The organism is Pseudomonas sp. B10(2017) (genome assembly GCF_002113295.1).
GTDB lineage: Bacteria > Pseudomonadota > Gammaproteobacteria > Pseudomonadales > Pseudomonadaceae > Aquipseudomonas > Aquipseudomonas pudica.
Map to the genome: position 1 here is coordinate 23,120 of NZ_NEJU01000030.1, position 24,962 is coordinate 48,081.

The window sequence follows — 24,962 nt, forward strand, 5'->3', positions numbered from 1 at the left end:
GACACAAGGCCGCTCCCACACGGCCCAGGTCCGCCTGGCGATCCAGCTATTACTTCGGCGTGCCGTGCACTACACCGGCCGTGTTATCCAGCAGGCTCTTGGTCGCGGTCTGGATATACGCTTCCAGCTTTTTCAGCATCTCTGGCTGGTCCGGGCTTTCGATCAGCTCGGCCTTGAACTCGCTGCCCAGCTGGTAGCGGTACATACGCGGGGTCATGTCCTTGGACTCGATCAGGATACGGTCGCCCTGCACCAGGCCGACGATCTGCTCGCTGCCCGATGGCTTGATCATGCCCACGCCCTGGTCGCCCTCAGGAAGGTTGAGCAAGTCGCGGCCCCAGCACTGGTGACGGGCCTGGCCACCCAGGCGGCCCATGATGGTCGGCACGATGTCGACCTGGGTGCCCACGGTGTGGTTGACCGCACCGAACTTTTCCTGGATGCCCGGGGCAATCAGCAGCAGCGGCACGTTGAAGCGGCCCAGGTCCAACTCGGTGACCTGCTGGTGGTTGCCAAAACCATGGTCGCCAACGATGACGAAGAGGGTTTCCTTGAAGTACGGCTCCTTGCGCGCCTTTTCGAAGAACTGCCCCAGCGCCCAGTCCGAATAGCGCATGGCGGTCAGGTGCTCGTCCAGGCGCCCCTGGCCGGTTACCGGCTCTACCGGCAGGTCCTTGGGCAGCGCGTACGGGGTGTGGTTGGACAGGGTCTGCAGCAGCGCGTAGATAGGCTTCTTGCCATCATGCTTGGCCAGCTCTTCGGCGCCGCGGTCGAACATGTCCTGGTCGGACACGCCCCAGGTCGGGTCGGAGAACACCGGGTTGACGAAGTCGTTACGGCCAATGAAGGTGGTCATGCCCTGGTTGCCGAAGAACCCGGACTGGTTGTCCCAGGCAAAATCGCCGTTGTAGACGTACACGTCGTCGTAATCGCGGGCGCTGAGCAAGGCCGGCAGGCCGGACAGCTTGTGGCCACCTTCCGGGGTCTGCATCAGGTATTCGAAGCCTGGCAGGTTGGGGAAGCAGGCCATGGTGGCGAACATGCCCTGGTGGGTATGGGTGCCGTTGGAGAAGAAGCGGTCGAACAGCAGGCCCTCTTTGGCCAGCTTGTCGAAGTATGGGGTGATGTTGTTGGGGCTGCCCAGCGCGCCCACAGAGTGGCCGGCGAAGCTTTCCATCAGGATCACCACCACGTTCTTGATCGGCAGGGTGCGCTCGGCCGGCGGCACGAAGTCGCGGCGGATGGCTGCCTCGTCGGCATCGACCAGAGTGTCGTTGGCGGTCAGCAATTGCTCGCGCACGCTCTGTGTGGCCACGTCCTGCTCCAGCACCGGCTTCCAGATGTTGGCGCGGTCTTCGCCGAAGCGGCTCTTGGCAGCATCGATCAGGGTCAGGGTGCCGTTCAGGCCCAACTGGTTGACGAAGTTGGAATCGGTGGTGAAAGCATCACCCCAGCGCATCGGCGGGCCCTGGCGCAAGGTGCCACGGGCGGCGACCACGGCCACCAGCAGGATGACCATGAACACCGCCAGGCGGTTGTACCACGGGGCCGCGCGGCGCTGAAGGGTGACCTCGCCGGCGCCATTGCCACGGGTCATGCGGTCGATGCCCTTGAACAGCAGGCTCAGCAGCCATGTGCCGAACAGCCAGGCCAGCAGGTAGCGCACCACCGGGAAGCCGTACCAGAGCATGCTCAGCACGGTCTTCGGGTCTTCCTTGATGTACTGGAACACCAGGCCGTTGAGGCGCTGGTGGAACTCGCGATAGAAGTCCATCTCCATCAGGCCGAGGAACATCACCACGCTCGAGGTGATGGTCAGCCAGAAACGGAACAGGCCACGCCGGGCCATGGCCCAGGGGCTGAGGATGGCCAGCAGCAGCGGAATGCTGATGTACACCACCACCCGCAGGTCGAAGCGCAAGCCGTTGAGGAAGCCTTCGGCGACGGTCGCATTGGGGGTATCGCCGATCATGTCGCTGTTGTAGACCAGCAGCGCCAGGCGCACGAGGCTGAGCATCAGCATGATCACCAGGCCGCTGAGCAGCGTGTAGGCCAGGTGGGATTTCAGGGTGGGCGAGAACGACGCTCGCGCGCCCCGTTGCTTCAAGGCGTCCGGGTTAGCCATGAATGGGAAGGTCCTAGGATTGCGGGTTTGCGGAGATGGCGCAGGTGTATACCAACGCAGCATTGTGCGGGTGCGGATTCTGTTTAAACCAATGTGAAAATTTTGTCACGGGGGTGTTGCGGGTTTTGTCTGTTCCGGCCCTATCGCCGGCACAGCCATTCAGATCCTCACATTCCCCCGCGGCCCGGCGATCGCCCATATCACCAGCCCCACCACCGGCAGCAAGGCGATCAGCAGGATCCACAACACCTTGATGCCCACTTCGCTGCCACTCTTGATCACATTGAGGATGGCCCAGATATCCAGCGCCAGAATGATCAGCCCGACCAGGCTGTTGAACGTCGACCCCATGCCAAAACTCCTGTCAAAAGCTTTTGCTGCACAGCATAGCCAGCTATCACGTCGATAGAAGGGAATCCTTGGCCGTTTGCGCGGGTCACTGCTTAAACTGCTGTATCCATCGATTTCGAGGTTGCCATGCCCCCCGCTAATACCCACCCCGTTGCCCTGCCATCGCCCGTCAGCGCCTGGCGCCAACAGATGCACGACAACCCATGGATAGGTGCTGGCCTGGCCCTTAGCCTGCTGGTGGTACTGGTACTGCTCGGGGCAAGCCTGTGGAACGCGGTGAACGGCGACCACGCTGAAAACCTGCACCTGGCCGCACTGGGCGGGTTGTCCGGCTTTGGTGCCACGGCACTGGGCGCGGTGCTGGCGGTGGTGCTGCGCGATGTCAGGGCGCGCACGCAGGATGTGATGCTGGGTTTTGCCGCCGGCATGATGCTGGCGGCCAGTTCGTTTTCACTGATTCTGCCGGGCCTGGATGCCGCCCGCGAAATTACCGGCAACGGCCCGGCCGCGGCCTTTACCGTGGTGCTGGGCATGGGCCTGGGCGTGCTGCTGATGCTGGGCCTGGACCGCTTCACCCCGCATGAACACGAAAGCACCGGCCCTTGCGGCCCGGAGGCCGAGCGCATCAGCCGGGTGTGGTTGTTCGTGCTGGCGATTACCTTGCACAACCTGCCTGAGGGCATGGCCATTGGCGTGAGCTTTGCCAATGGCGACATGAACATCGGCCTGCCGCTGACCAGCGCCATCGCCATCCAGGACATCCCCGAGGGGCTGGCGGTGGCATTGGCCTTGCGCGCTACCGGGTTGTCGAACCTGAAGGCTGCGCTGGTGGCGATCGGGTCGGGGCTGATGGAGCCGCTGGGCGCGGTGATCGGCCTGGGGATTTCTACCGGCTTTGCCCTGGCCTACCCGGTGAGCATGGGGCTGGCGGCAGGGGCGATGATCTTTGTGGTGAGCCACGAGGTGATTCCCGAAACCCACCGCAATGGGCACCAGACAGCGGCGACCCTGGGGTTGATGGGTGGGTTTGCGGTGATGATGTTCCTGGATACCGCACTGGGCTGACTATTCAGGTTGCCTGAACCGGCCTCTTCGCGGGCTTGCCCGCTCCCACAGGACTCCACTGCCCTCGGGCCCAGTGATTATCCTGTGGGAGCGGGCATGCCCGCGAAGAAGCAACCGCGGAAATCAGACGTGCACGGCGACCTTCAAGGCCTCCAGGGCCGGCTCGACCTTGATCCCCACCTCTGCCCCCAGCTCCAGCACCCGCGCCAGATCGTTCTGCCCCACCATCACCATCTGCAGCTCGTCATCCAGCAACTGGCTGAAGTTGAGTAGCACATATCCACCCGCCTCTTTGTTCAACGCCCCCATCTGCACCTGGATGCGGTTGAGTGCGGTCAGCGGCTCGGTGCGGGCCAGTTGCTTGGGCTTGAGGGTAAACGGCACGCTCTGGTCGAACGAATCGCTGATCTGCTGGAACAGCTCCTGGTAGCTGTCGGCCTGGAACACCACGGTGTCCGGCAGGCTGCCCAGCACCACCCATTCGCCCAGCGGGATGGGGAAGCTGTCGTCGTAGTTGATGTCGGGGTTGGCGGCCAGGAAAGCGGCGGGGTCGGCGTAGGCCTGGGCGGCCTCGTCGGCGATGCGCTCGATGTCTTCCTCGCGCATGCAGCCAGCGCCAATGAGGCTGATGAATTCGAGCAACTGAGTTTTCATGAAAGGGGGCCTGCGACGGGTGAAAAGTCGCCAAGGATAGCCGCAAATGCCCCCTTGCGGTTAGCCGGCCAGCACTTGCAGGCGCGCTGCGGCGTCCACGGCCCCCATGGTTTGCGCTGCCATCAGCGCGGTGCTGCCACGGGCATCCTGGCGGGCCGGGTCGGCTCCTTGGGCCAGCAGGTATTCGAGGATCTCGCTGCGGTTGAACATGGCCGCCAGCATCAGCGCGGTGCGGCCATCCTGCGCGGCGGCGTCCACCGGTACGCCGTGTTCCAGCAGCAGGCGGATCATGGCCAGGTCGCCCTTGAACGCGGCACCGGCGATGGGCAGCTGGCCGTTATCGTTGGCAATCAGCGGGTCGGCGCCATGCGCCAGCAGCACGCGCACTGCGTCATGATGGCCGTGGTAGCTGGCCAGCATCAGCAGGGTGTCACCCTTGTGGTTGCGCAGGTTGGCCGGCAGGCCACTGGTTAGCAGGCGCCCGAGCATCTCGGCATCACCTTGGCGGGCACGTTCGAACACCTGCTCGGCGAATGCGGCGGTTTCGTCGTCGGTCATGGTTGCAGGCGTGGGTTGGCTGGACATTTGGAACCTCCTGGCAGAAATCGTTGCCCAAGTCTTTGTCAGGCAAGGCTGCCGGGTCAAAGGTTCAGATTCTATCGGGCCGATAGCTGGCCGCCTGTCGTGCAATATGCACTGTGCAAAATGCACGACCGTGCAGGTTGCACGGAAGCGCTTAAGAAAAAAGTGCGTAACCTCCTGAAATTAAAGGAAATTTTCAAAGAAAACTTCCTGGCACGGACACTGCAATGATCGACTCACGTCTGTCACACAACAGCCAGGAGTTGATATGGACCTCATCCAGGAAAAGTTCGTTTCGGTATTTTCGGCCTACCAGGTGAATACTCAGGCCCGCCCCGACGGTGGTGTGCTGCTGACCCTGCGCGCTGCTGATGGCAAGGTCACCCGCCGCGTATTGACCTATTCACAATTGCACAGCGCCGAGCAGCTTTCGTGGGCGATCAGCGCCATCCGCCGGGATTTGGCCGAGCAGGCCAGCGAGTTGCCGGTGATTTCGATGCTGCAGAGCCAGCAGCGGTTTGCCCTGCCGACCTATCGCTGAGTTTGGTTTTGGTGGATCTGGCCTCTTCGCAGCACGAGGCTGCCCCTACAGGGCCCGCGCCGGCCTCAGGCTTCGCGTTTTACCTGTAGAAGCAGCCTTGTGCTGCGAAGAGGCCGGCAAAACCATCACAACTCATCGATGCCAAGAAACGCCCGCGCAGTCACATCTCCGGTAAACCTCGGCTGTATCCCCTGCTCGCTGCCATACAACCGCAACGCCAGGCAAAATGGTACATCGCCCAGCTCGACCCAGCGCCGGGTCCCCGCCGGCACCACCAGCTGGTCGCCCTTCTCGCACAGCACCGAATACACCCAATCCCCCAAACGCAGGCCAACCTGCGCCCGCCCGCTGACCACGGCAAACACCTCCTCGGCGTCATGCACATGCTCATCGCGCACATCTACCTGCGCAGGGGCCTCACCGTCACGGTTGAGCACCACGAAGGCCCTGCTGCCGTGCGCCGTCATCAACTGGTCCAGGTGATCGCGACAGGCTTCCAGCACCTCGTCCTGGGCCGTGCCCGGGCGCACCCGCAGGCCATGCGCGGCATGGGCAAAGCGCACGCCCTGCTCGGCCAGGGTGGCGGTGATGTCGTCGTGGTGGGTCAGCACCTTGTTCGGCAGTTCCGGGCTGGAGAGATGGAAAACGCTGAGAATGCTCATCAGGGGCGGGTCCTGGTCGGTTGCGAACAAAGGGCAATGATAACGGCTGCAGCCAAAGCTGCGGCACTGGCCATACCAAAGGTGAAGGTGGGGCCCAGCAGTTTCCAGCTGTAGCCCGAATACAACGCCCCCAGCGCACCGCCAGTGCCCGACAACGCCGCATACAGCGCCTGGCCCTGGCCCTGCTGGCGGGCGCCGAAGCTGGCCTGGACGAAAGCGATGCTGGCGGCATGGAAACAGCCGAAGGTTGCAGCATGCAGCACCTGGGCGAACACCAGCACCGCCGGCTCACCGGCCAGGTTGCCCAGCAACAGCCAGCGCAGCGACGCCAGCACGAAGCTGGCCAGCAACACCCGTTGCACCGAAAAGCGCGCGAAGATGCGGCTCATGGCCATGAACACCAGTACTTCGGCCACCACCCCCAGTGCCCACAGCAGACCGATGGCACCCCGGGCATAGCCCAGGTGTTCCAGGTGCAGGGTGAGGAAGGTGTAGTACGGCCCGTGGCAGAGTTGCATCAGTGCCACGCAGGCGTAGAACGCGATCACCCCGGGCGCCCGCAGCTGCTGCAGGAAGCCGCCCGCGCCGGTGCGCTCGCCCTGCTCCACCGGCTGGGCATTGGGTACCCACAGGCTGGCGGCGACGATACCGGCCATGATCGTGACCAGCGCCACCGGGTAGATATCCAGGCTCAGCCACTCGAACAGCCGGCCCAGGCCGACCACGGTGAGGATGAAGCCGATCGAGCCCCACAGGCGCACCTGGCTGTAGCGCGCGGTTTGCCCGTGCAGGTGGGCCAGGGTAATGACCTCGAACTGCGGCAGCACCGCATGCCAGAAGAATGCGTGCAGGGCCATGACCAGCGCCAGCCAGGCGTAGCTTTTGCCAAGGAAGATAAGAGCGAAGGTGGCCAGGGTCGACAATGCGCCCAGGCGCACGATCAGCAGGCGCTGGCCGGTGCGGTCACCCAGCCAGCCCCACAGGTTGGGTGCGATGCAGCGCATGAGCATGGGGATGGCCACCAGCTCGCCGATGCGTGCCGGAGAGAAGCCCAGGTGGTCGAAGTACAGCGCCAGGAACGGGGCGGTGGAACCGAGCAGGGCGAAGTAGAACAGATAGAAGCTGGACAGGCGCCAGTAGGGGATTGGTTGCATGGGGTCGCCTATGGGGTTGCCGGTACTGGCCCTATCGCCGGCAAGCCAGCTCCCACAGGTACCCCACAATGTTCAGGCTTGTGGTAATCCTGTGGGAGCTGGCTTGCCGGCGATAAGGCCAGTGCAAGCGAATCAGAGCTGGCCCAGCACCGGGGTATTCACCTTCACATCGGCATTCTGCGCGCGGTGGCGCAGCAGGTGGTCCATCAACACGATGGCCATCATCGCCTCGGCGATGGGCGTGGCGCGGATGCCCACGCACGGGTCGTGGCGGCCTTTGGTGATGACATCCACCGGGTTGCCGTCAATGTCGATGGAACGGCCCGGGGTGGTGATGCTGGAGGTAGGCTTCAGTGCCAGGTGGGCAACGATCGGCTGGCCCGAGGAAATACCCCCGAGGATGCCGCCAGCATTGTTGCTGAGGAAACCTTCCGGGGTCAGTTCGTCACGGTGCTCGGTGCCGCGTTGGGCCACGCTGGCGAAGCCGGCGCCGATTTCCACGCCCTTGACCGCGTTGATGCTCATCAGCGCGTGGGCCAGTTCGGCGTCGAGGCGGTCGAAGATAGGCTCGCCCAAGCCCGGCATGACGCCTTCGGCGACCACGGTGATCTTGGCGCCCACCGAGTCCTGGTCACGGCGCAGCTGGTCCATGTAGGCCTCCAGCTCGGGCACTTTGCTAGGGTCAGGGCTGAAGAAGGCGTTCTGCTCCACCGACTCCCAGGTCTTGAACGGGATTTCGATCGGGCCCAGCTGGCTCATGTAGCCGCGCACGGTGATGCCCTGGGAGGCCAGGTATTTCTTGGCAATGGCGCCGGCGGCCACGCGCATGGCGGTTTCGCGGGCCGAGCTGCGGCCACCGCCACGGTAGTCGCGGATGCCGTACTTGTGGTGGTAGGTGTAGTCGGCGTGGGCCGGGCGGAACAGGTCCTTGATCGCCGAGTAGTCCTTGGACTTCTGGTCGGTGTTGCGGATCAGCAGGCCGATCGAGCAGCCGGTGGTGCGGCCTTCGAACACGCCGGAGAGGATTTCCACCTCGTCGGCTTCCTGGCGTTGGGTAGTGTGCCGGCTGGTGCCGGGCTTGCGCCGGTCGAGGTCGTGCTGCAGGTCGGCGAGGGAAATTTCCAGGCCCGGTGGGCATCCATCGACAATGGCGACCAACGCCGGGCCATGGCTCTCGCCAGCGGTGGTGACAGTGAACAGCTTGCCGTAGGTATTGCCGGACATGGACGCTCCGCGAGATCTGCCTGAAGTGAACGAAAGCGGCAGTATACAGATGGATTGATCGCCTGTGCTGGCCTCTTCGCGGGTAAACCCGCTCCCACAGGGTGGTCAGAAGATGCGAAAATTGCGCTGTACCTGTGGGAGCGGGTTTACCCGCGAAGTGGCCAGTACAGGCAACCTCCCCTTCGAACCTTCCCGCAAACACTGGGTCAAACCCTCATCTCCCCATGTAGTACCGCATGATGTCGCGCCTCGTCGCCCTGTTCTTCCTGCTGTGCACCGGCCTGGCCCAGGCCGCCGCCCCCACCGTGCTGCAACGCCCGATCGACCTCGACACCGGCCAGGGCGTGCTGCACGGCAGCCTGCTGCTGCCGCAACAGGCCACCCCACCACCGGTGGTGCTGATCATCGCCGGCTCCGGCCCCACTGACCGTGACGGCAACAACCCGGAGTCAGGCCGGGTCGACAACCTCAAGCGCCTGGCCCTGTTGCTGGCCAACGAGCACATCGCCAGCGTGCGCTACGACAAGCGCGGGGTGGCCGCCAGCCAGCCGGCCACGCCCGACGAGCGTGACCTGAGCGTGGAGCGCTACGTGGCCGATGTGGTCGCCTGGAGCCACAAGCTCAAGGCCGACCCGCGCTTCGGCCCGTTGATCCTGATCGGGCACAGCGAAGGCGCGCTGATCGCCAGCCTGGCCGCCGAGCAGGCCGGTGCCAGCGCGGTGATTACCCTGGCCGGCAGCGGCCGGCCGCTGGCCGAGGTGCTGCGCGAACAGCTGGCCCAGCGCCTGCCGCCGGCACAACTGGCCGGTGGCAGCGCCCTGCTCGACCGCCTGCAGGCCGGGCAGACCAGCCTGGAGGTGCCGGCGCCGCTGCGCCAGGTGTTCCGCCCCAGCGTGCAGCCCTATCTGATTTCGCTGTTCCAGCAGAACCCGGCGGCGGCCTTTGCCCGCCTGCCAATGCCCGCGCTGATCGTGCAGGGGCGCAACGATGTGCAGGTGGGGGTGGTCGACGCCGAACGGCTGAAGGCGGCCAAGCCGGATGCCCGACTGGTGCTGATCGATGGCATGAACCACATGCTGCGCATCAGCCCCAAGGCGATGAGCCAGCAGCGCGACAGCTACCTCAACCCTGAACTGCCGCTGGCAAGGGAGCTGGGCGAGCAGATTGTGACGTTTATCCAGCATTTGCCATCTGCCTGACCCTCAGGTCTTTGCCGGTACGGCCGATATTTCAGTATTAGCGGAACTTTGGGGCCGCTGGCGCGCCCCATCGCCGGCAAGCCAGCTCCCACAGGAACACAACAGGCCTGAATGCCCTGCGGTCCCTGTGGGAGCTGGCTTGCCGGCGATGGGCTGCGCAGCAGCCCCTGCCGCATGCCCGTACCCAAGGACAAGCCCTGATGACAACCGCCCCTACCGCCGTAGAGCCGGCCGAAGAGCCCGAGGAAAGCACCGCCCTGCCCTGGGCCGACCTGGCCGCCGAACATTTCCAGCTGTTGCGCCTGGCCGCCCTGCCTACCGACCGCAACACCGGCGCACGGCCACTGCGCTTTGTGCAGTTCGGCTATGCCGAACGCCACGACAAGGCCCACAGCCTGTTGCGCATGGAAATCCAGCTGCCTGGGCAGAAAGTGCACAAGGAACAGAACCGCCTGGACATTCGCGTCGACCACACCGAGCGCCTGGTGCGCATCGGCAATGAACATGGCCTGCAACTGGAGCCGCTGAACCGTGGCATCGGCCGCTTCCTGCTGGCTCAGGCCGCGCAATGGCTGCAGCGCAAGTGGTCGCACTACCGGATCGAGGGCATGGCGCTGCCGAGCAAGGATGCGCTGAACGAAGACTCACGCCTGCGTCGTGACCACTGCCTGCGCGGGGTGGGTATCGAGGTGGAGTACGAGGACAGCCAGCACCTGAAGGGCCGTACCGTGGAAATGACCGTGGGCCAGCTCAAGGGCGCGTGGAACAGCGAGCGCTTGCAGCGAGTGGGGATACTGGATGCTGCCGGCCTGCTGCAGCAGGCTGACCAGCAGTTGCAGGAGAAGGAAGGGCAACTGCGTGAGCGGGATGAACGGGTTGCCAAGTACCAGCGTGAAGACAGCGGGTTGCGCTTTACCATCACCTGCCTGGTGGCGTTTGCGGTGTTCCAGGCGGGGTTGCTGATCTGGATTGCCACGCGCTGAGACCGCGTCGCCTAATTCGCGGGTAAACCCGCTCCCACAGGGTCCGCGTCGCACCTGAGGGCAACGCTATACCTGTGGGAGCGGGTTTACCCGCGAAGAGGCCCTGGGATCAGACCCGGGCCTTGAACAGCTCCTGATGCTGGCGGCACTGCTCGGCGGTCAGCATGAACACCCCATGCCCGCCGCGCTCGAATTCCAGCCAGGCAAAGTCCACTTCGGGGTACAGCGCCTCGACATGCACCTGGCTGTTGCCCACTTCGACAATCAGCAAGCCCTTGTCGGTCAGGTGGTCCGCCGCTTCGGCCAGCATGCGCCGCACCAGGTCGAGGCCATCGTTGCCGCAGGCCAGGCCCAACTCGGGCTCGTGGTGATACTCGGCCGGCATGTCCTCGAAGTCCTCGGCATCGACATACGGCGGGTTGGACAGGATCAGGTCGAAACGCTGCCCCGGCAAACCGCCAAAACCGTCGCCCTGCACGGTGTACACGCGCCCATCCAGGCCGTGGCGTTCGATATTCTGGTTGGCCACTTCGAGCGCTTCGAACGACAGGTCGGCCAGCACTACCTCGGCCTCGGGGAACACGTCGGCGGCAACGATGCCGATGCAGCCAGAACCGGTGCACAGGTCGAGAATGCGCGCCGGCTCGCTCGCCAGCCACGGCTCGAAGCGTTTCTCGATCAGCTCGCCAATCGGCGAACGCGGCACCAGCACGCGCTCGTCGACGATGAACGACATGCCGCAGAACCAGGCCTCGCCCAGCAGGTAGGCAGCCGGCACGCGTTCTTCGATACGGCGCTTGAGCAGGTGCTGCAGGCGTACCCGCTCGTCGTCCTCGAGCATGCAGTCCAGGTAGCTGTCGGCCACCTCCCACGGCAGGTGCACCGCCCCCAGCACCAGCAGGCGGGCCTCGTCCCAGGCGTTGTCGGCGCCGTGGCCGAAGAACAGATCGTGCTCATGGAAGCGGCTGACCGCCCAGCGGATATAGTCGCGCAGCGTGCGCAGGCGGGATGTGATCACGGGGTACTCCTAATTCAGACCGGACAAAAGTCTAACAGCCCAACCCGCACATTTGTTCCTTTGCCTTGCCCAATGGCTAGCCACAAGCCAGTAACCATGCCGCTTGCGTTGTCAACCATTCCCATTGGCGCCAAGGCAGGGGACAATAGGTATACAAAAGCCCTATCCAAGGAGCCCTTGATGTCCGTTCCAACCACGATGTTTCGCCTCACTGGCCGCGACTATCCGCCGGCCAAGCTGAGCCACGCCAGCCTGATCATCATCGATGCGCAAAAGGAGTACCTCAGCGGGCCCCTGGCGCTGTCGGGCATGGACGAGGCCGTGGCCAACATCGCCAGGTTGCTCGACGCCGCGCGCAAGAGCGGCCGTCCGATCATCCACGTTCGCCACCTGGGCACTGTCGGTGGCCGCTTCGACCCACAAGGGCCGGCCGGCCAGTTCATTCCGGGGCTGGAGCCGCTGGAAGGCGAAATCGTCATCGAAAAACGCATGCCCAATGCCTTCAAGAACACTCAGCTGCATGAGACCCTGCAGGCGCTGGGCCACCTGGACCTGATCGTCTGCGGCTTCATGAGCCACTCCAGCGTCAGCACCACGGTACGCCGCGCCAAGGACTATGGTTACCGCTGCACCCTGGTGGAAGACGCTTCGGCGACACGCGACCTGGCATTCAAGGATGGGGTGATCCCGGCCGCGCAGATCCACCAGTGCGAAATGGCCGTGATGGCCGACAACTTCGCTTGCGTGGCCCCTACCGCCAGCCTGATCTGATCGGCTGGGTACAACCGCCCGGCAGCCGGGCGGAACCCGATGGGCGGCTCCAGGTCGAATTCCGGATATCCACAGAGGAGAGCGGAATGAAGCTCAAAGGCAGTTTCGACGCCAAGCGCCTGCGCCCGCGCGAACCGCGTAACTGGGGCGCCCGCCTGGCGGCCGGCCTGGCGGCCATGCTGGCGACCCTTGGCGTGCTGCTGGCGATGGCCGGTGTCGCCGGCCTGCTGGGCAACTACCCTGCGCTGGCGGAGCTCAACGCCAACAAACCGCTGGCCGGCATCCTCACCGTGGCCGGTTTGCTGCTGCTGTGGCTGGGCGTGCGCTTCTGGCGGCGCAGCCGCATTCGCCTGCGTCGCGGGCGCGAGCTGAACCTGTCGCCGCACCTGATGAAGAAGCATGACTGATGGGGTTGTATTACCTGTATCGGCCTCTTCGCGGGCACGCCCGCTCCCACAGGTACCCCGCTCCCTTTAGCCGCTGTGATATCCCTGTGGGAGCCGGCTTGCCGGCGATAGGGCCCGCACAGGCTGCACAAGGCCCCACAGTCGCGTAAACTACGCCGCCCACGTGGAGGCATCATGCAAGACGACGATTTTTCCCTGTTCAAGGCCGAAGTGCGCGGTGTCAAACCGATCACGCACGACCGCGCCGAAGTCGGCAAGCCAAAGGCCGACCGCCAGAAGCTGGCCGGCCTGCGCCAGGCGGCGACCGTGCGCAGTGACAAGGCATTGGTGATCGACGGCATGTCCGACCAGTTCGTCATCGACGTTGGTGCCGAAGACGAGCTGCTGTGGCGCCGCGATGGCGTGCAGGAAGGCCAGCTGCGCAAGCTGAAGCTGGGGCAGATTCCGTTCGAGGGCAGCCTCGACCTGCATGGCATGACCGTGGAAAAGGCCCGCGAAACCCTGTGGGACTTCATCGCCGAAGCCACCAAGCTGGAAGTGCGCTGCGTGCGGGTTACCCACGGCAAGGCCGCGCGCCTGGACGGCAAGCGCCCGATGATCAAGAGCCACGTCAACACCTGGCTGCGCCAGCACCCGCAGGTGCTCGGTTTTGCCTCGTGCAACGCCCGCCACGGCGGCACCGGCGCAGTGTATGTGATGCTCAAGCGAACCATGCTCGAAGGCCGCGACGAGTAACGCCGCGCTTGCAGCGCCGCCCTCGCCGCCGTACCCTTCGTTTTTGCGATTTTTTCCCACAGGTAGATCCATGTCCCTGGAACAGAACTACACCGAGATCCTCAGCCAGATTGGCGAGGACGTCTCCCGTGAGGGCCTGCTCGACACGCCCAAGCGGGCTGCAAAGGCGATGAAGTACCTTTGCCGCGGTTATGAGCAAACACTGGAAGAAGTCACCAACAACGCGCTGTTCAGCTCTGACAACAGCGAAATGGTGCTGGTCCGGGACATCGAGCTGTATTCGATGTGCGAACACCACATGCTGCCGTTCATCGGCAAGGCGCACGTGGCCTACCTGCCCAAGGGCAAGGTACTTGGCCTGTCGAAGGTGGCGCGCATCGTCGACATGTACGCTCGCCGCCTGCAGATCCAGGAAAACCTCAGCCGCCAGGTTGCCGAGGCCGTGCAGAAGGTAACCGGTGCCGCCGGCGTTGCCGTGGTCATCGAAGCCAAGCACATGTGCATGATGATGCGCGGTGTCGAGAAGCAGAACTCGACCATGATCACCTCGGTGATGCTGGGTGAGTTCCGCGAAAACGCCGCTACCCGCAGCGAGTTCCTCAGCCTGATCAAGTGATTGGCTGCGGACCCCGAGCCGACCCTGCCGGGTCGGCTTTTTCATTTCAGGAGTTGCCCATGATCGTCAAAGCCCTGCGGGTTGGCCTCGGCCAGCTCATCGTGTTCGGCGACTGGATCAGCCGCCCGGCCAAGCGCAAGCGCGACGCCGCCGCCCAGGCCCGCGTCGAGCAAGCGGCCCAGGGCCTGGCGCTGTACCAGTTCCACGCCTGCCCGTTCTGCGTCAAGACACGCCGCACCCTGCACCGTTTGAACGTGCCGGTGGCGCTGCGCGATGCCAAGAACGACCCGGTGCACCGCCAGGCCCTGCAGGAAGGTGGCGGCCGGGTGAAAGTGCCGTGCCTGCGCATTGAAGAAGCGGGCAAGGTGACCTGGATGTATGAGTCCAAGGCGATCATTGCCTACCTGGATGAGCGGTTCGCTTCGGCCTGACGGTTTGCAGGTTTCCTGTACCGGCCCTATCGCCGGCAAGCCAGCTCCCACAGGGATCCCACAATATTCAGCCCTGTGGTGAACCTGTGGGAGCTGGCTTGCCGGCGATAGCGCCAGTACAGGCTAAAGGTCAGCCCACCATCGGCACATGCCGCGGGTGGCTGCTGACCCGCTCCAGCCAGGCCCTCACTGCCGGGTAATCGGCCAGGTCGAACCCGCCCTGATGCGCCACATGGGTGTATGCATACAACGCCACATCGGCAATCGAATACTGCTCGCCGACCAGGTACGGCGTCATCTGCAGCTGCCGCTCCATCACCCTCAGTGCCTTGTAACCGCCCTTGTGAAGCTTGCGGTACTCCTCCAGGCGCTCGTCCGGCAACCCCAGGTAGAACTGGATGAAACGCGCCACGGCAATATACGGCTCATGGCTGTACTGCTCGAAGAACTGCCACTGCAACACCTGGGTGCGCAGGCGTGGCTCGGTGGGCAGGAACTCGCTGCCATCGGCCAGGTAGTTGAGAATGGCATTGGATTCCCACAGGTAGCTGCCGTCCTCAAGCTCCAGCACCGGCACCTTGCCGTTGGGGTTCATGGCCAGAAACTCCGGTGTTTCGGTCTCGCCCTTTAGGATGTCCACAGGGTGCCATTCGTATGGCCGGCCGAGCAGGCTCAACATCAGCTTGATCTTGTAACAGTTGCCCGACTGGTAGTCGCCATAGACCTTGTACATCGCCCCTTCACTCCCAAGCAGTTCTGCATTTGCGCCCAATAGTTGGCGACTGTACGGCTAAAAGCAATGGCCGCTGTATGGCAAGAATCAACCTTGCTCGCTGTAGTCTGAAAAAACTGCTTACACCTTTACAAGGATTTTGTTCATGAACGATGCCACTTCCGCACGCCTGCGGCCCTTGGCAGACAGCTCCCCGTCGGCGGTGGTCGCCGGCTTCATCGCCATGCTCACCGGCTACACCAGCTCGCTGGTGCTGATGTTCCAGGCCGGCCAGGCTGCCGGGCTGACCAGCGCGCAGATTTCGTCATGGATCTGGGCGTTGTCGATCGGCATGGCGGTGTGCAGCATCGGCCTGTCGCTGCGTTACCGCACACCGATCACCGTGGCCTGGTCCACCCCCGGCGCCGCCTTGCTGATCACCAGCCTGGGCGGGGTCAGCTATGGCGAGGCGATCGGCGCCTACATCACCTGTGCGGTGCTGGTGCTGATCTGTGGCCTGACCGGCAGCTTCGAGCGCCTGGTCAAGCGCATCCCGGCCTCACTGGCCTCGGCGCTGCTGGCGGGCATTCTGTTCAAGATCGGCAGCGAAATCTTCGTTGCCGCCCAGCACCGAACCTTGCTGGTACTTGGCATGTTCTTCAGCTACCTGCTGGTCAAGCGCCTGTCGCCGCGCTACTGCGTTCTGGCCGCATTGCTGGTGGGCACCGCGCTGTCCAGCGCCCTGGGCCTGCTGGACTTCAGCGGCTTCCGCCTGGAAGCAGCCACGCCGGTGTGGACCACGCCAAGCTTCTCGCTGGCGGCGACCATCAGCATCGGCATCCCGCTGTTCGTGGTGGCGATGACTTCGCAGAACATGCCGGGTGTGGCCGTGCTGCGCGCGGACGGCTACCAGGTGCCGGCCTCGCCGCTGATCTCGGCCACCGGCTTTGCCTCGCTGCTGCTGGCACCGTTTGGCTCGCACGGGGTCAACCTGGCGGCGATCAGCGCGGCGATCTGCACCGGGCCGCATGCCCATGAAGACCCGGCCAAGCGCTATACCGCGGCGGTGTGGTGCGGGATTTTCTATGGCATTGCCGGGGTGTTCGGCGCGACCTTGGCGGCGCTGTTTGCGGCGCTGCCGAAAGAGCTGGTGCTATCGATTGCAGCACTGGCACTGTTCGGCTCGATCATGAACGGGCTGACCGTGGCCATGAGCGAAGCACGGGAGCGGGAGGCGGCGGTGATTACCTTCATGGTGACCGCTTCGGGGCTGACCTTGTTCTCGATTGGGTCGGCGTTCTGGGGGATTGTGGCGGGGGTGCTGGCCTTGATGATCCTCAACCCGCGCAGGGGCTGAAGGTTTTTGTTGCCTGCGCCGGCCTCTTCGCGGGTAAACCCGCTCCCACAGGAATACCACAAGGCTGAATATTGTGTGATCCCTGTGGGAGCGGGTTTACCCGCGAAGAGGCCGGTACAGGCAACACAAAGCCCAGGCCCAGATCACAACCTGAAATGCCCCACCATCCCCTTCAGGTCGGTACCCAACTGCGCCAGCTCGATACTCGACCGGGCATTGTCCTGCATCGCCAACGCCGCCTGATCGGCACTGCCGCGGATCTGTGTGACGCTGCGGCTGATCTCTTCCGCCACAGAGCTCTGCTGCTCGGCCGCCGCGGCAATCTGCTGGTTCATCTGCTGGATCAATGAAACCGCCGCCGCAATGCTGCCCAGTGCGCTTTCGGTCTGCAGCGCATCGGCCACCGCCAAACGTACCAGCTCGGTACTGCCGCGAATCTGCGCCACCGACTGCTGGGCATTGCCGCGCAGGCTGGCGACCAAGGTCTCGATCTGCTCGGTAGACTGCCGGGTACGCCGCGCCAGCGCACGCACCTCATCAGCGACCACGGCAAAACCACGCCCCTGCTCGCCCGCGCGGGCGGCTTCGATAGCAGCATTCAACGCCAGCAGGTTGGTCTGCTCAGCCACGCTCTTGATCACTTCCAGCACGTCGCCAATGGTGTGGATCTCGGCACTGAGGCTGTCGATACCAGCGCTGGCCGTCTCCGCCGCCGCCGCCAGTTGCTCGATGCGCTGCATGCTCTGGCGCACCACCTGTTGCCCGGAATCCACCTTCTCATCCGCAGCCTGGGCCGCCTGCGCCGCTTCTTCGGCATTACGCGCCACATCGTGCACGGTAGCGGTCATCTGTTGCATGGCGGTGGCCACCTGCTCGGTCTCTTCCTTCTGGCTGCCCACCTCGCGGTTGGTCTGCTCGGTCACCGCCGACAGCGCCTGCGCATTGCCAGCCAGTTGCTCGATGCCCTGCTGCAAACCGCTGACAATCCCAGACAGGCCCGCCGCCATCTGCTGCATGGCCTGCATCAGCTGCCCTACTTCGTCACGGCGCGGCTCCAGGGCGTCAAAGCTCAGTTCACCGGCAGCGATGCGCTGGGCGCGTGCAATCACATGCTTGAGCGGGCCAACCACGGCGCGGGTGATCAGCCAAGCGGCCAGCACACCCACCACTAGCGCCAATGCCGTGGCCAGGCCGATGGCCACGGCATTGCGTTGCAGTTCGCCCTGCAGGGCCTGCTCCTGCCCCACATAGGCCTGGTCGACCCGACTGGTGACTTGCTCGGCACTGGCTTGCAATTGCGCCTTCAAGCCCTGCTCGCGGGCCAACTGGTCAGTGTATTCGTTGAGTTTTTCCGAGAAGCTGCCGATGTGCCCCGCCACTTCGCCCAGCACACTCTGGTAGCCGGCATCGCTGACGGCGCCCTGCAACTGGCTGACCAGGCTGGCGGCCTCGACAGTCTGGGCGATGCGGTCCTGGCTGACGCCCTCTTCGCCCTTGCGGCTTTTTTCCAGGCGTACCCGCGCTTCGTCCATGGCCTGCAGCATCAGCCGCGACACCTGCGCCACCTGCCCGGCCTGCTCGAGGAACGCGCCGCCCTCCTGGCCCTGGGACTGCTTGAGGGTGTACACGCCGTCATCAGCCAGGCCGGCCTGCAACACATCGAGATTGTTGGCCACGCTGGATACCGACCAACTGGCCATGTCCAGCGCCAGCTCCTTGGCCTGCACCGCTTCGACAAAGGCCTCGAATGCCTGGCCATAGGCCGTCAGGTCAGTTTCCGCCGCCGCCAGCGCCGGCAGGCCACGGGCGCGTTCGGCCAGGCCCTGCAGGCCGCTGCGCAAGGCCTCGGCCTGCTTGAGGTCGGAGCGCAGGGCAAAGGCCTGCTCGTGCTGGCGCAAGCGCAGCAGGTCGGTATTGAACTGGGCCAGTTGGCGCAAGCTGTCGAAGCGCTGGCCAACACTGTGCAGCGCGGCAATGCCAATGGCCGCCACCGCCAGGGTCAGCACCAGCACCAAGGCAAAGCCCAGGCCGAGTTTGCGGGCCATGCCCAGGTTGGCCAGCACACCGTGCTTGCTCGCGCCCATGCCGATTCCCCTTCTGTGTGCGAGGTTATCCCGAAGGCCAAGGGTGGCAACGTTGCCAGCCGATGAACAAGGGCCTGACGTCAGAATAGTGTCAAATAGCTATGAGCATGTCGCTATCAGCTTGCCAGAGGTCGCCCTGCGTGCTGAAGGAAGGCCTGGGCGCGGGAGTCCTGCCCGTAGGCGACATTGATGCGCAGCCAGGCGCTGGCCGCGCCCTGGTAATCGAAGGCGCTGCCGGGGGTGAGCAGCACATCGTGTTCCAGCGCCAGGCGTTCCAGGCTGGCGAAATCCCGGCCCGGCACGCAGGCCCAGACGAACATGCCGCCGTAGGGCTCGCAGAACACCTGCCAGCCCGCCTGCTCCAGCTGGCCGAGCAGCCTGGCCATGTGTTGCCCAAGGCGCACACGCAGGCGTTGCACGCTCTTGCGGTAGCTGCCGTTGGCCAGCATCTGCCCCACCACCTGCTCGGCAAAGCGCGAGGTGCCGATGCCGCTGACCATCTTCAACTCAGCCAGACGCGCCAGCAATGCCGGGTCGGCTACCAGGTAGCCGACCCGCAGCGAGCTGCTGAGGGTTTTCGAGAAGCTGGCCATGTAGATTACCCGCTGCTCGCTGTCGAGGGTGGCCAGGCGGGTTGCCGGGCCTTCCTGGAAGTCTGCGTAGATATCGTCCTCGATGATGCGCAGGTCGTGCTCGCGGGCCAACTCCAGCAGGCGGTAGGCCACCTTGGGCGTCAGACTGGTGCCGGTGGGGTTCTGGTACAGGCTGTTGGTGAAAAGGCAGCGCGGCTTGTGCGCCATCAGCAGGGCTTCGAGGGTGGCCAGGTCCGGGCCTTCGGCGGTGCGTGGCACCGGCAGCATGTGTACCTGGTGCTGGCGCAGCAGGTTGTACAAGTTGTAGTAGCCGGGGTTTTCCACCAGTACCGTGTCACCCGGGCGCAGCAGGGTGCGCACCAGCAGGTCGAGGCCGTGGCTGGCGCCGTGGGTAGTGAGGATACGTTCGGGCCCGGCGGCGATGCCCAGCTGCGCCAGGCGCTTGTGCAACTGCTGGCGAAGGCTGGCCAGGCCCAGGGGCGGGCAGTAGTCGAACAGGTCCTGTGGGTTGCCGCGGCTGACCTGGCGCACTGCCTGGGCCAGTTCGGTGGCGGCGCGCCAGCTGCTGGGTAGCCAGCCGCAGCCCAACTTGAGCAACTCGTCATGGCCCTCGCGAAACTGCCGCCAACTGCCATCGCCGGCCTCGCCCCAGGGTTGGGCGTCTTCCACGGCCAGGCCGGCTTTGCGTTCGGCGACGAAAAAGCCGGTACCGTGGCGGGCCTCCAGCCAGCCGCTGGCGACCAGGCGGTCGTAGGCTTCGATCACACACGACGCACTGACCGCCTGGCTGCGGGCCAAAGCCCGGATCGATGGCAGACGCGCGCCGGGGCGCAGGCGCTGCTGGTCGATCCAGGTTTGCAGGTGGTCGGTGAGTTGCTGCACCAGCGGGGTGGGGCTGGTGCGGTCGAGGGGCAAGTGCATGGGGCAAGTGTTCGCTGGTTTTGAGCGAACAGTTAAGCATAAAAGGGTTGCCGGTGTGTCTGGTGATGGGAATGGGCTGGCATCAGAGTGAACAGGCCCGGCCCTTTCGCGGGTGAACCCGCTCCAACAGCGATCGCACCCAACCCGAGAGCGGTGCAGTACCTGTGGGAGCGGGTTCACCCGCGAAAGGGCCGGTACAGCCACTACAGAACCAGGATCCTACCCATGCCCTCCGCCCCGGCCCGCCTGGCCTTCGCCCTCTGCCTGATCACCCTGGCCGTCAATCTGCAGGCCCCGCTGTACATCACCTACGCCGACCTTTCCGGCCAAGGCGCCGCCGCCACCGCAGTAGCCTTCTCCGGCTATGTGCTCGGCGTGCTACCCGTGCTGCTGGCCCTGGGCGGGCTGGCCGACCGGGTCGGGCGACGGCCATTGGTGCTTGCCGCACTGGCCCTGTCGATGGTCGCCACCGTGCTGATGCTGGCGGCCCCCAAACTGCACACTCTGGGGCTGGCGCGGCTGTTCCTCGGCCTGGGCACTGGCCTGGCGTCGGCAACGGCCACCGCCTACATGGGTGAGTTGATGGGCGGCGCGGACAACACTCGCGCCGCCAATTGGGTTACCGCCAGCACCTCGCTGGGCTTTGGCCTGGGCGCGGCGCTGACCAGCCTGTTCCTGCTGCGCGGCCCCAGCCTGACCCCAGGCAGCTTCCACCTGCAACTGCTGCTGGCGGCGCTGGCCATGCTGCTGGTTTGGCGCCTGCCGGACCCACGCCCGGCACAACGCAACCCCATGCTGCGCCTGCCCTGCTACCCACGTGGCAGCGTGGCCTATGGCCTGGCCATTCTGCTGGCGTGGGCCTGCGTGGGGCTGGTGATCGCCCTGCTGCCGGGCATCCTGCGCCAGCACGGGCTTAGCGCCTGGTCGGGGTTCTCGACCTTTTGCGTGATCAGCTGCGGGTTGTTGTTCCAGCCCATGGCACGGCGCCTCAGCAGCCGTACAGCCACATTGCTGGGGCTGGTGATATTGCCGTGCAGCTATGCCGTGCTGGCCTGGGGTGCGGACAGCGGCCAGCTAGGCGCGGTATTGCTGGGTGCGGTGGCGGCCAGCAGTGCGTGCTACGGGTTTATCTACCTGGGTGGGCTGGCAGCCGTGAACCAGTTGGCCGGCAGCGAGCAGACACGGGCCAGCGCCGGGTTCTTCCTGCTGGCGTACCTGGGGTTCAGCCTGCCGGTGATCTTTACCGGGCTGCTGAGTGACCGGTTAGGGTCACAGCTGGCCTTACTGGTATTTGGTGAAGTGTTGGTGGTGGGATGTGTTGTTGTTGGGCTGGCATTGTGGTGGTCTGCCAGGGCCTCTTCGCGGGCTTGCCCGCTCCCACAGAGACATCACAGGACCTGAGGGCAGCGGGGTACCTGTGGGAGCGGGCAAGCCCGCGAAGAAGGCCACGCGGTTTCGGCTCAGATCGCCGTAGCCCCACCATCCACCGTCAGGCAATGCCCTGTGGTAAACGCCGCGCCATCACTGCACAGGTACAGCACGGCACTGGCAATTTCCTCGACCTTGCCAATGCGCCCCACCGGATGCATGGCAGCGGCAAACTCGGCCTTGCGTGGGTCGGCCTCATAGACGCGGCGGAACATGTCGGTGTCAATCACCGCCGGGCACACCGCATTCACCCGGATACCCTTCTTGGCGTACTCGATGGCCGCCGACTTGGTCAGGCCGATCACCGCGTGCTTGGAGGCGCTGTAGATGCTCATCTTCGGCGCCGCGCCCAAACCGGCCACCGAAGCGGTATTGACGATGGCCCCACCGCCCTGGGCCATCAGCAACGGCAGCTGGTACTTCATGCACAGCCACACACCCTTCACGTTGACGCCCATGATGGCATCGAACTCCGCCTCGCTGCCCTCGGCCAGGCGGCCCTGCTCTATCTCGATACCTGCGTTGTTGTAGGCATAGTCCAGCCGCCCATAGGCAGCGATCAGGCGCTCGTGCAGTTGGCGCACCTCGGCTTCACGGGTAACGTCGCAGGCAATGAACAGCGCCTCCCCGCCCGACGCGTGGATCAGGGCCACAGTGGCCTCGCCACCGACAGGGTCAAGGTCGGCCACCACCACTTTCAGGCCCTCCCGGGCGAAAGCCAGGGCAGTTGCCCGGCCGATGCCGGCGGCGCCGCCGGTGACCAGGGCTACCTGGCCGGAAAAGGTCATGCTCATCGCGTGCTCCAAAGCGTGCTTGGTGGGGTTCAGAGCATAGTCAGCCACCACCCGCACGGGCAGCATCATCACCCCACCGGTTGGGCTACCATGCTTGTCAGTGATGTTACGGACCTGCCTACATCAACAGGGTAGATTTGACGCCTCCCCCTTCAATGCCTACGAGGACCCGCCATGACCAACACCAACCGCCGCTTCCTGCTCGCCAAACGCCCGGTCGGCGCCGTGCGCCGTGACGACTTCAGCTTCGAGACCGTGCCCGCCGAACAACCCGGCGAAGGTCAGGTGCTGGTGCGCAACCTGTACCTGTCGCTGGACCCGGCCATGCGCGGCTGGATGAACGAAGGCAAGTCCTACATCCCGCCCGTGGCCCTGGGCCAGGTGATGCGCGCGCTGGGCGTTGGCGAAGTGGTTGCCTCAAACCACCCCAATTACAAGCCGGGCGACCATGTAAGCGGCGCCCTTGGCGTGCAGGACTATTTCACTGGCGAACCCCAGGGCCTTCACAAGATCGACCCCAGCCTGGCGCCCCTGCCCCGCTATCTGTCGGCACTGGGCATGACCGGCATGACCGCCTACTTCGCGCTGCTGGACGTCGGCCAGCCCAAGGCCGGTGACACCGTGGTCATTTCCGGCGCGGCCGGCGCGGTGGGCAGCATTGTCGGGCAAATTGCCAAGATCAAAGGCTGCCGAGTGGTCGGCATTGCAGGTGGTGCCGAGAAGTGCCAGTACCTGAAGGACGAACTGGGCTTTGACGGGGTGATCGACTACAAGGCCGAAGACGTGCTGGCCGGCCTGAAGCGCGAATGCCCCAAAGGCGTGGATGTGTACTTCGACAACGTCGGCGGCGACATCCTCGACGCCGTGCTGACCCGCATCAACTTCAAGGCACGCATCGTGATTTGCGGCGCCATCAGCCAGTACAACAACAAGGAAGCGGTGAAAGGCCCGGCCAACTACCTGTCGCTGCTGGTAAACCGCGCGCGCATGGAAGGCTTTGTGGTGATGGATTACACCAAGGACTACGGCAAGGCCGCGCTGGAGATTGCCGGGTGGCTGGCCAGTGGGCAGGTGAAGAGCAAGGAGGATGTGGTCGAAGGGCTGGAGACCTTCCCCGAGACCTTGCTGAAGCTGTTCAGTGGGGAGAACTTTGGCAAGTTGGTGCTCAAGGTTTGAGATTGAGGTAGCCAACACTGGCGTCATCGCCGAAAGCTCCCACAGGTACAGCGCCCCCCTTGAGCCCGACGCTGTACCTTGGGAGCCGGCTTGCCGACGATCACCGTCAAAGGCGGTGCCATGTAACAGCCAGATAAAAAAGGCCAGCACTCTCGTGCCGGCCTTTTTTCACAACGCTGGCTACCTACCCACGAATCTCCGCCACAACCGCAGCCAACGCCTGCGCCGGGTCGGCAGCCTGGCTGATCGGGCGGCCGATCACCAGGTAGTCCGAACCTGCATCCAGTGCCTGGCGCGGGGTGAGGATACGGCGCTGGTCATCCTGCGCACTGCCTGCCGGGCGAATGCCCGGAGTCACCAGCTGCAGCGACGGGTGCGCCGCCTTCAGCGCCGGGGCCTCCAGCGCCGAGCACACCAAACCGTCCATGCCAGCCTTCTCGGCCAGCGCCGCCAGGCGCAGCACCTGCTCTTGCGGGTCGACATCCAGGCCGATACCAGCCAGGTCTTCACGCTCCATGCTGGTCAGCACGGTCACACCAATCAGCAACGGTTGCGGGCCGCTGCGCTTGGCCAGCTCTTCACGGCAGGCCGCCATCATGCGCAGGCCACCGGAGCAATGCACGTTCACCATCCATACGCCCATCTCGGCCGCAGCCTTCACCGCCATGGCGGTGGTGTTGGGGATGTCGTGGAACTTGAGGTCCAGGAACACTTCGAAGCCCTTGTCGCACAGGGTTTCGACAATGCCCGAAGCGCTGCTGGTGAACAGCTCCTTGCCAACCTTCACCCGGCACAGCGCAGGGTCAAGCTGGTCAGCCAGCTTCAGGGCGGCCTCACGGGTAGGGAAATCCAGGGCGACGATCAGGGGCGTCTGGCAGGCGGACATGGGCAGGGTCTCTTGGCAAGTCGAAAACGGCGCGCATTGTAAACGAAGTGGCGCAGGCTTTGGGGCCCGCGGGTCACGGAATTGGCCCGACAATGGCTGGCTCCTATAATTGAACCAACGGAACGGGCAATTGCTCAACATTTGTACAAGCGCTGCCCATCACCAGCAAAGGAGAACGACAATGCCCTGGTATGCCTGGCTGATACTCATCATAGCCCTCGGCTCGATCGTCGGCGGGCTGATGCTGCTGCGCGACACCGCAAAAAAACTGCCACTGACCGAAGAACAGCTGCGCAAGGTGCATGAGCGCAATGCCGAAGCGGATGCCAAGGATGCGCAGGACCGCTAGCCTGCCTGTCGGCGCTGGCACGGTCTGACCGGCTGATACGGTCCATGTGGGAGATTCTATGGTTGTGGGCAATGCTTTTTGCCCCCTTTGCTCATGTATTCGCCTTGAGTCTTCATCAAGGCGAATGCAATTCTGGCCAGCTTT

Annotated in this window: 26 protein-coding genes and 1 pseudogene; 13 read left to right on the forward strand and 14 right to left on the reverse strand. The window is 64.5% G+C overall.

What is annotated here, in order from left to right; translation table 11 throughout:
* Positions 1–49: 49 nt before the first annotated feature.
* Together CAF92_RS24895 and CAF92_RS24900 are read right to left on the reverse strand one after the other, a co-directional pair.
* Entirely contained in the window at positions 50–2,125 is a 2,076-nt protein-coding gene (locus tag CAF92_RS24895) for an LTA synthase family protein (protein ID WP_085590064.1), read from the reverse strand.
* 159 nt (positions 2,126–2,284) lie between these two features.
* On the reverse strand, positions 2,285–2,476 hold the full coding sequence (locus tag CAF92_RS24900) for a PLDc N-terminal domain-containing protein (RefSeq protein ID WP_012271091.1): 192 nt from the start codon (positions 2,474–2,476) through the stop codon (positions 2,285–2,287).
* Between the two features lie 126 nt (positions 2,477–2,602).
* On the opposite strand from CAF92_RS24900, the gene CAF92_RS24905 reads away from it, so the two are divergent.
* A complete protein-coding gene (locus CAF92_RS24905) occupies positions 2,603–3,541 on the forward strand; it encodes a ZIP family metal transporter (protein ID WP_046615499.1) in 939 nt (312 codons plus the stop codon).
* A gap of 123 nt (positions 3,542–3,664) precedes the next feature.
* Here the strand turns inward: CAF92_RS24905 and CAF92_RS24910 are convergent, their stop codons facing one another.
* Together CAF92_RS24910 and CAF92_RS24915 are read right to left on the reverse strand one after the other, a co-directional pair.
* The gene (locus CAF92_RS24910) at positions 3,665–4,195 is read right to left on the reverse strand and encodes a hypothetical protein (protein ID WP_046615500.1); all 531 of its coding nucleotides are present in this window, start codon (positions 4,193–4,195) and stop codon (positions 3,665–3,667) included.
* A 60-nt stretch (positions 4,196–4,255) separates the two neighbouring features.
* Complete coding sequence (locus CAF92_RS24915; protein ID WP_046615501.1) at positions 4,256–4,780, reverse strand: ankyrin repeat domain-containing protein; 525 nt, start codon at positions 4,778–4,780, stop codon at positions 4,256–4,258.
* Positions 4,781–5,045: 265 nt separating this feature from the next.
* Between CAF92_RS24915 and CAF92_RS24920 the strand changes: the two genes are divergently transcribed.
* Positions 5,046–5,318 carry a DUF3509 domain-containing protein gene (locus CAF92_RS24920; RefSeq protein WP_046615502.1) on the forward strand — a complete coding sequence of 91 codons (273 nt, stop codon included), beginning with the start codon at positions 5,046–5,048 and terminating at the stop codon, positions 5,316–5,318.
* Positions 5,319–5,443: 125 nt separating this feature from the next.
* Here the strand turns inward: CAF92_RS24920 and CAF92_RS24925 are convergent, their stop codons facing one another.
* From CAF92_RS24925 to aroC, 3 genes are all read right to left on the reverse strand, one after another.
* On the reverse strand, positions 5,444–5,980 hold the full coding sequence (locus CAF92_RS24925) for an oxidase (RefSeq protein WP_085602224.1): 537 nt from the start codon (positions 5,978–5,980) through the stop codon (positions 5,444–5,446).
* Positions 5,980–7,134: an MFS transporter gene (locus CAF92_RS24930; protein WP_085602225.1), complete on the reverse strand. Its 1,155-nt coding sequence runs from the start codon at positions 7,132–7,134 to the stop codon at positions 5,980–5,982. Before CAF92_RS24930 ends, CAF92_RS24925 begins: the two co-directional genes overlap by 1 nt.
* A 132-nt stretch (positions 7,135–7,266) precedes the next feature.
* Positions 7,267–8,358 (reverse strand): chorismate synthase, encoded by a 1,092-nt coding sequence (gene aroC / locus CAF92_RS24935; protein WP_046615505.1) that lies wholly within the window; start codon positions 8,356–8,358, stop codon positions 7,267–7,269.
* Between the two features lie 236 nt (positions 8,359–8,594).
* Here aroC and CAF92_RS24940 point away from each other — a divergent pair, with 236 nt between their 5' ends.
* Positions 8,595–9,557, forward strand: a complete 963-nt coding sequence (locus CAF92_RS24940) for an alpha/beta hydrolase (protein WP_085602226.1) — start codon at positions 8,595–8,597, stop codon at positions 9,555–9,557.
* A gap of 200 nt (positions 9,558–9,757) precedes the next feature.
* Positions 9,758–10,540: a hypothetical protein gene (locus tag CAF92_RS24945; RefSeq protein ID WP_085602227.1), complete on the forward strand. Its 783-nt coding sequence runs from the start codon at positions 9,758–9,760 to the stop codon at positions 10,538–10,540.
* Positions 10,541–10,649: 109 nt separating this feature from the next.
* Here the strand turns inward: CAF92_RS24945 and prmB are convergent, their stop codons facing one another.
* Complete coding sequence (gene prmB, locus CAF92_RS24950) at positions 10,650–11,558, reverse strand: 50S ribosomal protein L3 N(5)-glutamine methyltransferase (protein ID WP_085602228.1); 909 nt, start codon at positions 11,556–11,558, stop codon at positions 10,650–10,652.
* 180 nt (positions 11,559–11,738) lie between these two features.
* Here prmB and CAF92_RS24955 point away from each other — a divergent pair, with 180 nt between their 5' ends.
* The 5 genes from CAF92_RS24955 to CAF92_RS24975 all read left to right on the forward strand — a co-directional run bounded on the left by CAF92_RS24955 (position 11,739) and on the right by CAF92_RS24975 (position 14,518).
* Complete coding sequence (locus CAF92_RS24955; protein WP_025338152.1) at positions 11,739–12,329, forward strand: cysteine hydrolase family protein; 591 nt, start codon at positions 11,739–11,741, stop codon at positions 12,327–12,329.
* An 86-nt stretch (positions 12,330–12,415) separates the two neighbouring features.
* Positions 12,416–12,736 carry a hypothetical protein gene (locus CAF92_RS24960; protein WP_013971504.1) on the forward strand — a complete coding sequence of 107 codons (321 nt, stop codon included), beginning with the start codon at positions 12,416–12,418 and terminating at the stop codon, positions 12,734–12,736.
* A 174-nt stretch (positions 12,737–12,910) separates the two neighbouring features.
* Positions 12,911–13,471, forward strand: coding sequence for a Smr/MutS family protein (locus CAF92_RS24965; protein ID WP_024086499.1), 561 nt, complete (start codon positions 12,911–12,913; stop codon positions 13,469–13,471).
* A gap of 70 nt (positions 13,472–13,541) precedes the next feature.
* Positions 13,542–14,087, forward strand: a complete 546-nt coding sequence (folE, locus tag CAF92_RS24970; protein WP_024086498.1) for a GTP cyclohydrolase I FolE — start codon at positions 13,542–13,544, stop codon at positions 14,085–14,087.
* Between the two features lie 59 nt (positions 14,088–14,146).
* Entirely contained in the window at positions 14,147–14,518 is a 372-nt protein-coding gene (locus CAF92_RS24975) for a glutaredoxin (protein ID WP_003260822.1), read from the forward strand.
* 130 nt (positions 14,519–14,648) lie between these two features.
* On the opposite strand, the gene CAF92_RS24980 is transcribed toward CAF92_RS24975, so the two are convergent.
* Positions 14,649–15,251, reverse strand: coding sequence for a glutathione S-transferase family protein (locus CAF92_RS24980; RefSeq protein ID WP_046615509.1), 603 nt, complete (start codon positions 15,249–15,251; stop codon positions 14,649–14,651).
* A 145-nt stretch (positions 15,252–15,396) separates the two neighbouring features.
* Here CAF92_RS24980 and CAF92_RS24985 point away from each other — a divergent pair, with 145 nt between their 5' ends.
* Complete coding sequence (locus CAF92_RS24985; protein ID WP_085602229.1) at positions 15,397–16,587, forward strand: benzoate/H(+) symporter BenE family transporter; 1,191 nt, start codon at positions 15,397–15,399, stop codon at positions 16,585–16,587.
* A 143-nt stretch (positions 16,588–16,730) separates the two neighbouring features.
* Here the strand turns inward: CAF92_RS24985 and CAF92_RS27920 are convergent, their stop codons facing one another.
* The 3 genes and pseudogenes from CAF92_RS27920 to CAF92_RS24995 form a co-directional block, all read right to left on the reverse strand.
* Positions 16,731–17,612 (reverse strand): methyl-accepting chemotaxis protein, encoded by an 882-nt coding sequence (locus tag CAF92_RS27920; protein ID WP_371034086.1) that lies wholly within the window; start codon positions 17,610–17,612, stop codon positions 16,731–16,733.
* Positions 17,592–18,671: pseudogene (locus tag CAF92_RS27925) on the reverse strand (HAMP domain-containing protein); the annotation flags it as partial. The gene CAF92_RS27920 and the pseudogene CAF92_RS27925, both read right to left, overlap by 21 nt.
* A 116-nt stretch (positions 18,672–18,787) precedes the next feature.
* Positions 18,788–20,185 carry a PLP-dependent aminotransferase family protein gene (locus CAF92_RS24995; RefSeq protein WP_085602231.1) on the reverse strand — a complete coding sequence of 466 codons (1,398 nt, stop codon included), beginning with the start codon at positions 20,183–20,185 and terminating at the stop codon, positions 18,788–18,790.
* Between the two features lie 225 nt (positions 20,186–20,410).
* Here CAF92_RS24995 and CAF92_RS25000 point away from each other — a divergent pair, with 225 nt between their 5' ends.
* A complete protein-coding gene (locus tag CAF92_RS25000; protein WP_085602232.1) occupies positions 20,411–21,586 on the forward strand; it encodes an MFS transporter in 1,176 nt (391 codons plus the stop codon).
* A gap of 59 nt (positions 21,587–21,645) precedes the next feature.
* Here the strand turns inward: CAF92_RS25000 and CAF92_RS25005 are convergent, their stop codons facing one another.
* The gene (locus CAF92_RS25005; protein WP_085602234.1) at positions 21,646–22,407 is read right to left on the reverse strand and encodes an SDR family oxidoreductase; all 762 of its coding nucleotides are present in this window, start codon (positions 22,405–22,407) and stop codon (positions 21,646–21,648) included.
* A gap of 174 nt (positions 22,408–22,581) precedes the next feature.
* On the opposite strand from CAF92_RS25005, the gene CAF92_RS25010 reads away from it, so the two are divergent.
* Entirely contained in the window at positions 22,582–23,583 is a 1,002-nt protein-coding gene (locus CAF92_RS25010) for an NADP-dependent oxidoreductase (protein ID WP_046615513.1), read from the forward strand.
* Between the two features lie 184 nt (positions 23,584–23,767).
* On the opposite strand, the gene pyrF is transcribed toward CAF92_RS25010, so the two are convergent.
* On the reverse strand, positions 23,768–24,469 hold the full coding sequence (gene pyrF, locus CAF92_RS25015) for an orotidine-5'-phosphate decarboxylase (RefSeq protein WP_010952851.1): 702 nt from the start codon (positions 24,467–24,469) through the stop codon (positions 23,768–23,770).
* A gap of 181 nt (positions 24,470–24,650) precedes the next feature.
* Between pyrF and CAF92_RS25020 the strand changes: the two genes are divergently transcribed.
* Positions 24,651–24,818, forward strand: coding sequence for a DUF2897 family protein (locus CAF92_RS25020; protein ID WP_010952850.1), 168 nt, complete (start codon positions 24,651–24,653; stop codon positions 24,816–24,818).
* The last annotated feature ends 144 nt before the right edge of the window (positions 24,819–24,962 follow it).

Coding starts and splice junctions, on each gene's coding strand:
- CAF92_RS24980 (WP_046615509.1), bottom strand. CDS start 15,251: ATGTACAAGGTCTATGGCGACTACCAGTCGGGCAACTGTTACAAGATC.
- CAF92_RS24975 (WP_003260822.1), top strand. CDS start 14,147: ATGATCGTCAAAGCCCTGCGGGTTGGCCTCGGCCAGCTCATCGTGTTC.
- CAF92_RS24960 (WP_013971504.1), top strand. CDS start 12,416: ATGAAGCTCAAAGGCAGTTTCGACGCCAAGCGCCTGCGCCCGCGCGAA.
- CAF92_RS24945 (WP_085602227.1), top strand. CDS start 9,758: ATGACAACCGCCCCTACCGCCGTAGAGCCGGCCGAAGAGCCCGAGGAA.
- CAF92_RS27920 (WP_371034086.1), bottom strand. CDS start 17,612: ATGCAGGCCATGCAGCAGATGGCGGCGGGCCTGTCTGGGATTGTCAGC.
- CAF92_RS24955 (WP_025338152.1), top strand. CDS start 11,739: ATGTCCGTTCCAACCACGATGTTTCGCCTCACTGGCCGCGACTATCCG.
- CAF92_RS25005 (WP_085602234.1), bottom strand. CDS start 22,407: ATGAGCATGACCTTTTCCGGCCAGGTAGCCCTGGTCACCGGCGGCGCC.
- CAF92_RS24985 (WP_085602229.1), top strand. CDS start 15,397: ATGAACGATGCCACTTCCGCACGCCTGCGGCCCTTGGCAGACAGCTCC.
- CAF92_RS24920 (WP_046615502.1), top strand. CDS start 5,046: ATGGACCTCATCCAGGAAAAGTTCGTTTCGGTATTTTCGGCCTACCAG.
- CAF92_RS24925 (WP_085602224.1), bottom strand. CDS start 5,980: ATGAGCATTCTCAGCGTTTTCCATCTCTCCAGCCCGGAACTGCCGAAC.
- CAF92_RS24965 (WP_024086499.1), top strand. CDS start 12,911: ATGCAAGACGACGATTTTTCCCTGTTCAAGGCCGAAGTGCGCGGTGTC.
- CAF92_RS24995 (WP_085602231.1), bottom strand. CDS start 20,185: ATGCACTTGCCCCTCGACCGCACCAGCCCCACCCCGCTGGTGCAGCAA.
- CAF92_RS25010 (WP_046615513.1), top strand. CDS start 22,582: ATGACCAACACCAACCGCCGCTTCCTGCTCGCCAAACGCCCGGTCGGC.
- CAF92_RS25000 (WP_085602232.1), top strand. CDS start 20,411: ATGCCCTCCGCCCCGGCCCGCCTGGCCTTCGCCCTCTGCCTGATCACC.
- CAF92_RS24940 (WP_085602226.1), top strand. CDS start 8,595: ATGATGTCGCGCCTCGTCGCCCTGTTCTTCCTGCTGTGCACCGGCCTG.
- CAF92_RS25020 (WP_010952850.1), top strand. CDS start 24,651: ATGCCCTGGTATGCCTGGCTGATACTCATCATAGCCCTCGGCTCGATC.
- CAF92_RS24900 (WP_012271091.1), bottom strand. CDS start 2,476: ATGGGGTCGACGTTCAACAGCCTGGTCGGGCTGATCATTCTGGCGCTG.
- CAF92_RS24930 (WP_085602225.1), bottom strand. CDS start 7,134: ATGCAACCAATCCCCTACTGGCGCCTGTCCAGCTTCTATCTGTTCTAC.
- CAF92_RS24915 (WP_046615501.1), bottom strand. CDS start 4,780: ATGTCCAGCCAACCCACGCCTGCAACCATGACCGACGACGAAACCGCC.
- folE (WP_024086498.1), top strand. CDS start 13,542: ATGTCCCTGGAACAGAACTACACCGAGATCCTCAGCCAGATTGGCGAG.
- aroC (WP_046615505.1), bottom strand. CDS start 8,358: ATGTCCGGCAATACCTACGGCAAGCTGTTCACTGTCACCACCGCTGGC.
- CAF92_RS24910 (WP_046615500.1), bottom strand. CDS start 4,195: ATGAAAACTCAGTTGCTCGAATTCATCAGCCTCATTGGCGCTGGCTGC.
- CAF92_RS24895 (WP_085590064.1), bottom strand. CDS start 2,125: ATGGCTAACCCGGACGCCTTGAAGCAACGGGGCGCGCGAGCGTCGTTC.
- pyrF (WP_010952851.1), bottom strand. CDS start 24,469: ATGTCCGCCTGCCAGACGCCCCTGATCGTCGCCCTGGATTTCCCTACC.
- CAF92_RS24905 (WP_046615499.1), top strand. CDS start 2,603: ATGCCCCCCGCTAATACCCACCCCGTTGCCCTGCCATCGCCCGTCAGC.